General features: G+C 41.4%; 9 protein-coding genes. 5 read left to right on the top strand and 4 right to left on the bottom strand.

Features of this window, described 5'->3' with window-relative positions; translation table 11 throughout:
• Positions 1-249 precede the first annotated feature (249 nt).
• From wecC to AC3KVK_RS07040, 4 genes are all read right to left on the bottom strand, one after another.
• Positions 250-1,500 (bottom strand): UDP-N-acetyl-D-mannosamine dehydrogenase, encoded by a 1,251-nt coding sequence (wecC, locus tag AC3KVK_RS07055; RefSeq protein WP_490312110.1) that lies wholly within the window; start codon positions 1,498-1,500, stop codon positions 250-252.
• A gap of 129 nt (positions 1,501-1,629) precedes the next feature.
• Positions 1,630-2,760 carry a non-hydrolyzing UDP-N-acetylglucosamine 2-epimerase gene (gene wecB / locus AC3KVK_RS07050; RefSeq protein ID WP_490312111.1) on the bottom strand — a complete coding sequence of 377 codons (1,131 nt, stop codon included), beginning with the start codon at positions 2,758-2,760 and terminating at the stop codon, positions 1,630-1,632.
• Positions 2,761-2,924: 164 nt separating this feature from the next.
• Complete coding sequence (gene galU, locus AC3KVK_RS07045) at positions 2,925-3,857, bottom strand: UTP--glucose-1-phosphate uridylyltransferase GalU (protein WP_490312112.1); 933 nt, start codon at positions 3,855-3,857, stop codon at positions 2,925-2,927.
• Between the two features lie 532 nt (positions 3,858-4,389).
• Positions 4,390-5,733: a UDP-glucose dehydrogenase family protein gene (locus AC3KVK_RS07040; protein WP_490312113.1), complete on the bottom strand. Its 1,344-nt coding sequence runs from the start codon at positions 5,731-5,733 to the stop codon at positions 4,390-4,392.
• A 645-nt stretch (positions 5,734-6,378) separates the two neighbouring features.
• Here AC3KVK_RS07040 and AC3KVK_RS07035 point away from each other — a divergent pair.
• The 5 genes from AC3KVK_RS07035 (at position 6,379) to AC3KVK_RS07015 (ending at position 10,998) form a co-directional block, all read left to right on the top strand.
• Positions 6,379-6,525 (top strand): hypothetical protein, encoded by a 147-nt coding sequence (locus tag AC3KVK_RS07035; RefSeq protein ID WP_490312114.1) that lies wholly within the window; start codon positions 6,379-6,381, stop codon positions 6,523-6,525.
• Positions 6,512-8,545: a bifunctional diguanylate cyclase/phosphodiesterase gene (locus AC3KVK_RS07030; RefSeq protein WP_490312115.1), complete on the top strand. Its 2,034-nt coding sequence runs from the start codon at positions 6,512-6,514 to the stop codon at positions 8,543-8,545. The genes AC3KVK_RS07035 and AC3KVK_RS07030 overlap by 14 nt, the downstream gene beginning before the upstream one ends.
• Positions 8,546-8,709: 164 nt before the next feature.
• Positions 8,710-8,913 carry a hypothetical protein gene (locus AC3KVK_RS07025; protein WP_490312116.1) on the top strand — a complete coding sequence of 68 codons (204 nt, stop codon included), beginning with the start codon at positions 8,710-8,712 and terminating at the stop codon, positions 8,911-8,913.
• An 83-nt stretch (positions 8,914-8,996) separates the two neighbouring features.
• Positions 8,997-10,307 (top strand): tetratricopeptide repeat protein, encoded by a 1,311-nt coding sequence (locus AC3KVK_RS07020; protein ID WP_490312117.1) that lies wholly within the window; start codon positions 8,997-8,999, stop codon positions 10,305-10,307.
• 250 nt (positions 10,308-10,557) lie between these two features.
• The gene (locus AC3KVK_RS07015; protein WP_490312118.1) at positions 10,558-10,998 is read left to right on the top strand and encodes a SulA-like leucine-rich domain-containing protein; all 441 of its coding nucleotides are present in this window, start codon (positions 10,558-10,560) and stop codon (positions 10,996-10,998) included.
• Positions 10,999-11,081: the final 83 nt, after the last annotated feature.

The raw sequence follows: 11,081 nt of genomic DNA, 5'->3' as shown, positions 1-11,081 counted from the left end.
TAAGTTACGATTACAATTAAACCATTTACAGTTTAACTTAAGTTATAGAATTATTAGTTTAAATCCATACCCTATTACAATAGCTTGAAATGATTTATAAGCTCTTTTCCCAAATGCTACCGCCAAGTCAAGCATTAAGTTTTGAACACACAATGACAGACCTGACGTCAACGTTATTAAAAGTAGGGCTTAAACTACATGTGAATAAGCATTATTACCAACTGGTCTATATAATCTCTTCATTGATAATTACATAATTCCACGCGTATCAATGATCACTTTCTTCACAAATTGTGTTTTATCCGCGGTTTTAAATTGTTTGTGGTCAACTAACACCACAATCACATTCGCTTTTTCAAGTGCGGCATCCAGTGTCACTAATTCTACATTGCTTTCTTGCATTTTGGCTGGTAACGCTTTGATATTTGGCTCTACCGCTAAAATCTCACCAATGTTGGCGCTTGCTAATTCTTGCACGATTTGTAGTGCCGGACTCTCACGTAAATCATCGATGTCGGCTTTAAAGGCAAGGCCTAAACACGCGATGACAGGCTTTTTGAACTGGTCAGCCGCTTGGGTGATTTGGTCAATGACGTAGTACGGTTTTGCATCGTTGGTTAAGCGTGCTTGGCGAATAATTTTTGCTTCATCGGGGCAGCTATCAACAATAAACCACGGGTCAACGGCAATACAGTGGCCGCCAACTCCTGGCCCTGGGTTTAAAATATTGACGCGTGGGTGGCGGTTAGCCAGTTTAACTAATTCCCATACGTTGATTTTGAGTTTGTCACAAATCACTGAAAGCTCATTGGCAAAGGCAATGTTGACATCGCGAAATGAGTTTTCGGTTAATTTGGCCATTTCTGCTGTGCGTGCATTAGTAACAATGCATTCACCGCGTACAAATGTTTCGTACAGCTCAACCGCTTTGGCGCTACAGGCTTTACTCATGCCACCGATAACACGGTCGTTTGATACCAGCTCTTGTAATACATAACCAGGTAAGACACGCTCAGGACAATGTGCCACCTTAATATCTGCTGCATCGCCTTGGTCTTGCGGAAAGCTTAAATCGCTACGCGCAGCGCTGAGCCATTTGGCCAGCTGCTCTGTTGCGCCCACCGGTGAGGTACTTTCTAAAATGACTAAGTTGCCTTTTTCAAGCACTGGCGCAATGGCATTCGCTGCTGCTTCGATATAGCTTAGGTCAGCTTTATGCTCGCCTGAATCACTGTGAATAAATGGCGTAGGCACGGCGACCATAAATACGTCAGCTTTTTCTGGCGTGGTGGTGGCACGTAAGTTACCCGTTGTTACCACTCCGCGTACTACAATGTCTAAATCGGGCTCTACAATATGAATGTCGCCGGCGTTAATGGTATCAACTGCGTGTTGGTTGACATCAACACCCACGACTTGCATACCACGTGATGCAATAACGGCCGCTGTGGGCAGGCCAATATACCCTAAACCAATAACGGATACTTTTTCGATAGACATCGTCTTTTTCCTTAAAACTTGTGATTGATACGCGCCGTGTTAGCTTCTGTGTTGGCTCAAACAACGCGAGCAATAAAAAATTAACTTGTTTTGCCTTTAACTGGTTGCCTTAGCCTTTGCGGCTGTATTTTAGGCAAAATGCTGTTTAATTTTCGCGACAATACGCGCGCAGGCTTGACCATCACCGTATGGGTTATGAGCGCGACTCATGGTGTCGTAATCAGCTTGGTTAGTCAGCAAGTTATGTACTTCGCTGACAATACGGTCTTTATCTGTACCCACTAATTTAACCGTACCTGCTGCCACTGCTTCTGGGCGCTCTGTCGTATCACGCATCACCAAAACTGGCTTACCTAAACTCGGCGCTTCTTCTTGCACACCACCCGAATCTGTCACAATAATGTGTGCTTTATTCATTAGGTACACAAACGGTAAGTACTCTTGTGGTTCGATTAAGTGAACATTGTTCACGTCTTTTAAAATACGATTCACTGGCTCGCGAACATTGGGGTTTAAATGCATCGGGTACAGCACTTGTGCCTCTGGATGCGCTGCGGCTATTTCGGCCAGCGCTTCACAAATGCGCTCAAACCCACCACCAAAGCTCTCGCGGCGATGTCCGGTTACTAAAATCAACTTTTTATTTTCATCAAGCTCTGGAAATTTAGCACTGAGTGTGGCTATTAAATCCGTGTCGTTTTGCACTTTTTCAACTACTTGTAATAAAGCATCAATCACAGTATTACCCGTAATGACAATATCATCGCCGTTGACCGCTTCATTCAGTAAATTCTGCTGAGAGGTTTCTGTCGGTGCAAAGTGCAGTTTGGTAATCGCACCCGTCAGTTTACGGTTACCCTCTTCTGGCCACGGAGAGCTTAAATTACCCGTACGTAAACCTGCTTCAACATGACCAACCGGAATTTGCTGATAAAACGCTGCGAGGCTCGTTGATAACGTGGTACTGGTATCACCGTGCACTAACACGATGTCGGGTTTGAATTCTTCTAAAACCGGCTTTAAACCCAGCAAAATATTGGTAGTAACGTCGTATAAACTTTGCCCTGGCTTCATGATATTTAGGTCGTACTCAGGTACGATTTCAAACAATTCGAGGACTTGGTCGAGCATTTCGCGGTGCTGAGCAGTGACACACACTTTGGCATCAATCCCATCTGCATCATTGAGTGCTTTAACTAACGGCGCCATCTTTATCGCTTCGGGGCGCGTCCCAAATACACTGAGTACCTTAATTGTCATTATGTTACCTGTTTTATAAATTTTTGAAACGTATCAATTCAATGTTATTACTGATATTTTGTGGTGCTGTTGCATACAAATTCGCAGCTGTTTTTTTAGTATCCAGCTTTGGGGATCGCAATTTTACGCCTGTACGCAGGCATATTTGGCATCCTCCTTATTTATTAAGCCTCACCAGTTTGCCTGCTGCTTACTTTGGCGTGTTCGATTGCCAACATGCTCTGTAGCCCTGCTTTAAAGTCTTCACCTAAGTTAGCGCATTGCATCGCGTATTCTACATTTGCCAGCATATAACCGAGCTTTGAACCGCAATCGTGTGACTTACCTTTTAAGTGGTAGGCTTCGATGGTTTCAAGCAAACGTAATTGGTGCAAAGCATCGGTAAGCTGAATTTCGCCCCCAGCCCCTGGAGGGGTATACTCGAGTAAGTCCCAAATTGCTTGCGATAACACATAACGGCCAGTAATCGCTAGATTACTCGGTGCATCTTTTAAAGCTGGTTTCTCAACCATATCAGATATGACAGCGCTGTCACCTTCAAAAATTACAGCGCCATTTAAATCGACCACACCATACTGTTCAACCAGATCTTGAGGCACCGATTCGACCATAATTTGGTTGGCACCCGTTTGCTCAAAACGGGCAATCATTTGCGCAAGGTTGTCGGTTTTTAAATTTGATTTGTATTGATCAATGATCACATCGGGTAACAATACCGCAAACGGTGCATCACCAACGATTGGGCGCGCAGCTAATACTGCGTGACCTAAACCCAAAGGGGCTGATTGGCGCACTGAAATAATGGTTACATCTTTTGGTACAATAGAACGGACTTCGTCTAATAGACTACGTTTAACACGGGCTTCGAGAGTGGCTTCGAGTTCAAAGCTGGTATCGAAATGGTTTTCAATGGCGTTTTTAGAAGCGTGGGTAACTAACACAATTTCTTTTATGCCTGCTGCAACGGCTTCGTTAACTACATACTGGATAAGTGGCTTATCAACCAAGGGCAGCATTTCTTTTGGCGTCGCTTTAGTCGCAGGCAACATTCGCGTGCCTAATCCCGCAACAGGAAGGACTGCTTTTTGTACTTTCATTTGTCACCTGTAATAATTTATCAACCAAGACAGGGACAATTTTCATCTAAAGTAACGAATATCCCTATTCTTTAATTGCTGAATATATGAGCGGTGCGAGCGTACCTGCCCGCAAAATAATGGCGGCAATTGTACGGAAACACTGCAAAAACAGCAACAAAAATTTAAGCTTTTAGTATGATTTTTTATTACACTGGATTACAGTATTTAATAAGTAATTTATATAAATTTATGGACATGAAATCTGTAAGTAATGAATTGTAGCGAAAAGGCTTAAACTAGTTAACAAATGCATTGCTGCTCAAAACGCAATTTTCTCTTGAGTCTATTAGCGCTGCTGCAGCAAAAACCTCTATTTTATAACACTCAACTAAACAAACTGATTAATAGCTAATTAATACAGGCATGCACTTGCATGCCATCTATTTTATGCGGTATATCACAAAAAAACAGCTTGAAAATTTCGAATTGACTGAAAATAGCTTACCTGATGTGAGGTTCAAAACGTAACGACAACAATTTTATTTTAATCTCAAAGCGCTAAACGTCCTATTGACCAATACATAAAACCTTTCTTTTTCATCCGAGTAGGTTCAAATAAATTACGGCCGTCAAAAATGACCGCTTCGTTAAGACGATGCTTTATTAAATCAAAGTCTGGGGCTTTGAAGTTTTGCCACTCCGTACAAATAATGAGTGCATCAGCGTTATTCAGCGCTGATTCTTTGGTGCCCATGAGACTTAAATCGGTCCGGCTACCATAAATGCGCTGAGTTTCTTCCATCGCTTCTGGATCATAAGCGCGTACGTTTGCCCCCGCAGCCCACAATTGTTCCATTAATACGCGGCTGGGCGCTTCGCGCATATCGTCGGTGTTAGGTTTAAAACTTAAGCCCCACAGTGCAAATGTCTTCCCTTTTAGCGCTTGAGGGTTATTGGCCAAATTGTAATGTTTGCTCACGTATTCGAATAGTTTATTTTTTTGTGCGTAGTTGACTGATTCGACTGCTTTGAGGATTTGTGACTCATAACCAATGCCATCAGCGGTGCGTACTAAGGCTTGCACGTCTTTAGGAAAACACGAGCCGCCATAGCCACAGCCCGGGTAAATAAACTGAAACCCAATGCGCGAGTCTGAACCAATACCTTGGCGCACATGCTCAATGTCGGCTCCAACACGTTCGGCAATATTCGCCATTTCGTTCATAAAGCTGATTTTGGTCGCCAGCATACAGTTAGCTGCGTACTTGGTTAGCTCGGCACTTTTTATGTCCATCACGATGATTTTTTCGTGGTTACGGTTAAACGGTGCGTACAGTTCGCGCATCAGTTCTTCAGCATCGGCGCTGTCGGTACCAATCACAATGCGGTCGGGGCGTTTACAGTCGTTGACTGCCGCGCCTTCTTTTAAAAACTCTGGGTTTGATACCACTGAAAACTCAAGGTTTGAGCCACGTTCATCGAGTACACTCTGTACTTGTGCGCGAACTTTATCGGCTGTGCCTACGGGTACCGTTGATTTATCAATAATCACTTTAGGGCTGGTCATGTGGGTGGCAATGGTTTCGGCCACTTTTAATACGTATTTTAAATCGGCTGAACCGTCTTCGTCTGGCGGCGTGCCTACTGCTATAAATTGTAAGTCACCGAACTCCACACCAAATTTGGCGTCGGTGGTAAAAGTTAAGCGTCCTTCTGCAAAGTTTTTTTCGACCAGTGGCGTTAAACCTGGTTCGTAAATTGGAATAATGCCCTTTTTAAGGTTTTCAATGCGGGTTTCGTCGATATCGACACAGCATACATCGTGGCCTGCGTCGGCCAAGACAGTTGCTTGTACTAAGCCCACATAACCAATGCCGTAAAATGTAACTTTCATACTCATTCCTTGCTGGTGTTATGCTGCCAGCTAATTACTGTATTTATTGTCTTCATCCAAATATGCAATACAGTGTAATATAATTTTATTAATGTAAATGCTAGCATTATATCTTTGAATTAACTTATAAATATTTATTATTCGTTAGTATGTTGCTTTTGCAAAGTTAAGTTTTGGCTCTAGGCTTATTTAACGAAGACAAACGTCTCGATTTATCGATCTATTCGCTACGAAAGTGAAGCATAATCAAGCCAGTTCTATTTGTTATCGTTGCTCGCCGATAATAATTGAGATAATGAATGGCACAGCTTCATTGAGTACTCCACGTTTCAAGCGCCTAACTCAACATCCAAAAACCGTCCTTTTTTGGATAATAATGAGTATATAGTCAACCCTACTGAAATACTGTGTCTTTCAGATAAAGTATGACTTTGCTAAGTATTTTTCTATATTGTGGTTAATATTCCTTAAGAAAAAATGTGCTGAATATTTGTGCGTCCACTAACTGCTTACTAACCTCATATGGTTCTTATTTACTTTGCAAAACCAAATAGTAACCTTATGGTACTCGACAATTTCGAGCAACGTATCAAACCCGCTAGCGACCATAAACCTATTTACTGTTTTAACGGGCAAGGTTTATTGATGGCAAAAGCTAAGGGCTTAGGTAAAAAAGTTAAAAACTCTAAGGGTGTTTCTGCTTGGCAACATCTAATGCAACAGTTTGAGCGTGGTGAAATGAACAACATTGAGGCGAGTCAATCAAAAGGAATCAGTTATGCCAAAATTTAATCACAAAGGGATTAGCCTTAAAGTTCAACTTTATGGGTTAATCATTGTGTTAGCCCTACTTTCCTTTGCTGGGCATTTATTAATCAGCGTTGACCATACGCGGGATTATTTAAATGAACAAATGGCCAGCCACTCTCAAGATGCCGCGACCAGTGTAGGGTTATCGATTTCTCCATATATGGATGATGAAAACTTAGTGATTGCCGATACGATGATGGCCGCTATTTTTGACTCTGGTTATTATCAGTCGATGAAGTTTGTTGATACCCATGGCGCAATTAAACTCAACAGAGAAAACCCAAAGTCTGTAGAGTCTGTGCCTGCATGGTTTATGAATTGGTTTGCGCTAACGCCTCCTACTGGCTCGTCGGAAGTTAATGACGGTTGGCAAATTGCTGGGACCTTGTATGTGACAAGTCACCCTAGCATATCCTATTTGCAACTGTGGGATTACAGTGTACGTGCTTTTTGGGGCTCCCTGGGTATTTTAGTGGCGAGTTTACTTGTTGCATACTTGATTTTACGAGCCTTATTAAGGCCCATTACCGCAATTACAGCCCAAGCAGATGCAGTGACTAAGAAACAATTTATTCAAAACCCCAAGTTTTACTGGACTAAAGAAGTCAACGTATTAGCTTCTGCCATTAATGCGATGGTGGAAAATGTGCAAAAAACGTTTGAGTCGATGACTAAACATGCTGAAACACTCACTCAAGATGCATATTTAGACAAACTAACCAAATTAGGCAATCGCCGCGCGTTTGAAAGCCAGTTTAAAGCTTTTCAACATGATTTAGACGGTCATACCGATGTATATTCAATTGGCCTAACGACTTTACCTTCATTACAAAGCATCAATCGTGATTTTGGCTATCAAGCTGGGGATGATTATGTTGTGCAAGCCGTATCCATTATACAGGGGGCTGTGAATGAAATTGAAGGCTCTAAAGTATTTCGCACTGCTGGTGGCAGCTTTATATTTATGTTGCCTTGCAGTATTGAAATTTGTTTAGAGCATGTTCAACAAGCTTATGAAACTTTGCACGCCCAAAACTCTAGCCGTTATCCCGAAGGGTTTGGTCAATTAGTCGTAACTGGTTTTACCCATGATGATGCTATAAGCCAACTGCTATCTCGCCTAGATACGATGATTACGGCCGGAACGGCCCAACTGGGCAGTGGTTTTAATACTGATAGTTTTCAGTCAAAGGCCTTTGAGCAAGGCCCTGCTTTGGGTTTACAAGACTGGAGCGCGTTAATTAAAGATATTATTGCAACGGGCGAAATTGAATTTTCTTTTCAACCGATAAAAGAAGCCAATAGCATTAAAATTATTTATAACGAGCTATTTGCACGTTTTAACCATAATGGAAATGTCGTGGCAAATGCACAGTTATTTGCCATGGCAGAGCGACTAAACCTCACAGCAGAACTCGATAAAAAGCTAATTTTGGCGCTGTGGTCCAATATTCAACGAGGATTAGATAAACCGATTGCCCTTAATTTGAGCCGCCAATCACTCCATAGTGACTCTTTCGCTCAGTGGCTTGATACGTTTATGCAAGACAAAACTGGGCAATTAGACAACCTTTATTTTGAAATTAATGAGACTGCATTAATCGATAACATAAATAGCGCAACTGCTCATATCAAAGTGCTTAAGTCTTACGGTATTAAATTATGTATTGAACACTTTGGTGTTAGCCTTAGTTCGTTTAAATATTTACGCGGTTTAGATATCGATTTTATTAAGCTTGATGGTAGTTATGTGCGTGATTTAATGCAGAACCCCGACAATAATTACTTTATTCAGGCTGTAACACAAATATGTCACGGATTAGGCATTAAAGTCATTGCATGTCACGTTGAAGACGTAGAAACCTATAAAAGTGTCACTGAATTACACTGTGATGCTTGTCAGGGGCAGTTTATTCAACCGCCGATGAGACTTTCTCAAGATTGTCTAAAAAGTGAGTGCAACGAATTTTTAAGTACTTTAAAAGTTATTAGAGATTTTTAACTCACCTCGAAACTAAAAAGGTTAATCATGAAACAATCTCAACTCCACTTTATTTAAGGTACCTTTATTATCGACTCTACATTCAGTTTGCTGTAGAAATTGGCCTCCCATTGACTCTACTGCTCGGCGCACTCATACTGTATGCGCTATTTAAAGCTTTATATATGATGGTTAAACGTAAAACGCCTCTTTATCAAGGGACTGCATTTGGCTGTGCCGTCGCAATTTTACATATGCTCTTACACTCAACCGTTGATTATTCTTTGCAAGCAGGAGCGAATGCGCTAACGTTAATCGTTATTTTATGCCTCGTCTTTATTAGCGCTCATTTACCGCCCCCTAAACGCCGGCACTCAGCTGATAACTAAGCGCAATATTCGCACTTAGCATATTTTCCACTAAGCTTTTCACTAGGATACCGTTACTTTTACGCCTAGTGAGAAGCTTTTATATGTCAAGTGAAAAAGATCCCCATTCTATTAAAGCTGAGTTAGAGATTGAACAGTCTACTACAGCTAAAGATCAGCCTGCTTTAGACGATGCACCTAGCACTACGCAAACCCAGTCATTATCAAAACTCATTGAAGAAATACCTGAAGATTCACCCAGTCAACCTGAATCTTCAACGAGTCAAAAAAAACATTTTAGCAATCTAAGCAAGCAGGCTGAAATACAAGATGCTGAATTAGCTGGCCAGGTTGATATTGATGACAACGAGCAGCAGCCTTTTGAAGGGCCTGATTTTGAGCTAGACATGGATTCTGATTTAGATTTTGATCCCGAACACGAGATAGAGTCTGAACTCGCGGTTGAACCTGAAATAGAGGCAGAACCTGAACTCGAGGTTGAACCTGAAATCGAGGTTGAGCCTGAAATCGAGGTTGAGCCTGAAATCGAGGTTGAACCTGAACTCGAGGTTGAACCTGAAATAGAGGCAGAACCTGAACTCGAGGTTGAACCTGAAATCGAGGTTGAGCCTGAAATCGAGGTTGAACCTGAAATCGAGGTTGAACCTGAAATCGAGGTTGAACCTGAACTCGATGTTGAACCTGAACTCGAGGCAGAACCTGAAATAGAGGCAGAACCTGAAATCGAGGATGAACCTGAACTCGCGGTTGAACCTGAAATCGAGGATGAACCTGAAATCGAGGATGAACCTGAACTCGCGGTTGAACCTGAACTCGTGGTAGAACCTGAACTCGCGGTTGAACCTGAAATCGAGGTAGAACCTGAACTTGAAGCAGAGCCTAAACTCGAAGTTAACCCGGAGTCAAAACCAGCGGCACAAGACAAAGCAGATAAATTTAATCTCGACTCCCTATCTTTACTTGAAATTGAAAAGAAGCTGCTCGAAACATTTATCAGTTTACATGATCTCTTAACTGAGCTTTCGACTCAAAAAAGTTTGGACAAAAACGACATCGACACTCCTTCAGCAAATCAATTATTTGCAACTGCAATTCATATGGCCAAGTCCAAAAATGATATTGGTGCAGCAAAATGGATGCGACGTGCGGCTATTTGCGGCCATGTAAAAGCTCAATATTACCTTGGCTTAATGTTTGCAAAAGGCAATGGCTTACCACAAAGCGAATATCACGCATTTACTTGGTTAAGCTTGGCTGAATCGCAAGGTTCAATAGAAGCAGTCGAAGCTATCGCGAAGTTACAAAAACACTTATGCGCCAAACAAATTAAAGATGCTCGAATTTATGCCGCATCACTGTACGAGCAAATCCATGACGCTAATTATGCTCCGTGACAATGTGTTTGTTTGAATAAACTCCCATTCTCAATTTCGCCCCAATCGCCTACTATTTAACGTAGGCTTTTTATGCTCTAAAAATAAGGTACAAGCCTATACATATCAACTATTTGCCTAGTCCGGAGCCGAATTTTCAAACATGTTCTGGTGTTTAATTAAACAAAATGCAAAAAAAACACTTGCGCCACACAACTGTATAAACTACTGTACATATATGAGTACTGTATAAACAACCAGTGAGATAATTATGTTACAAACAATTGATGTAAGACGAGTTAAAAGTTACCAAGATACCTGCGCAAAAACTCATTTACACTTAGTTGAAGTCGATGATGATATCAGCGCGACGTTTGAACTTTTAAAAATACTGCATCAATTTAATCAACAACCTGGTTGGACTCTACTCATTGCTCCTGACGCTGTGCCAAGCAAATCATTATTAGATTCCTGTTCAATCGATAAAGCTAAATTATTAGTTATAAGACAAAAGCACCTTTCTAATCTTGAATATGTTCTCAACTCTGCACTTTACAATGGCAATTTTTCTGCGGTTATCACTTGGACAAATATGCTCAGTTTTGAACAACTCAATCAACTAGCAAACCAACGCACTCTTAATAATAAAACAGCGCAACTTTATAGCTTTGTGCGAAATAAAGAAGCCGATACTAAGTATGCTGTTAATTAAGCCTTCGTATGTAAACAGCTAAGTGCGAGAGTTGAGAAATAGATAAAATAACCTAAGTATTTTTAGCAAAGAATCATCATTTT

It is taken from the genome of Pseudoalteromonas sp. J2K-J979 (assembly GCF_058169715.2).
Note: the sequence above shows the minus strand (reverse complement) of the source record. Positions and strands in the feature narration are given on the sequence as shown.

Bases quoted from the DNA above. Each gene is read 5' to 3' on its own strand.
- wecC (WP_490312110.1), bottom strand. From the start codon at position 1,500: ATGTCTATCGAAAAAGTATCCGTTATTGGTTTAGGGTATATTGGCCTG.
- wecB (WP_490312111.1), bottom strand. From the start codon at position 2,760: ATGACAATTAAGGTACTCAGTGTATTTGGGACGCGCCCCGAAGCGATA.
- galU (WP_490312112.1), bottom strand. From the start codon at position 3,857: ATGAAAGTACAAAAAGCAGTCCTTCCTGTTGCGGGATTAGGCACGCGA.
- AC3KVK_RS07040 (WP_490312113.1), bottom strand. From the start codon at position 5,733: ATGAAAGTTACATTTTACGGCATTGGTTATGTGGGCTTAGTACAAGCA.
- AC3KVK_RS07035 (WP_490312114.1), top strand. From the start codon at position 6,379: ATGGCAAAAGCTAAGGGCTTAGGTAAAAAAGTTAAAAACTCTAAGGGT.
- AC3KVK_RS07030 (WP_490312115.1), top strand. From the start codon at position 6,512: ATGCCAAAATTTAATCACAAAGGGATTAGCCTTAAAGTTCAACTTTAT.
- AC3KVK_RS07025 (WP_490312116.1), top strand. From the start codon at position 8,710: ATGATGGTTAAACGTAAAACGCCTCTTTATCAAGGGACTGCATTTGGC.
- AC3KVK_RS07020 (WP_490312117.1), top strand. From the start codon at position 8,997: ATGTCAAGTGAAAAAGATCCCCATTCTATTAAAGCTGAGTTAGAGATT.
- AC3KVK_RS07015 (WP_490312118.1), top strand. From the start codon at position 10,558: ATGTTACAAACAATTGATGTAAGACGAGTTAAAAGTTACCAAGATACC.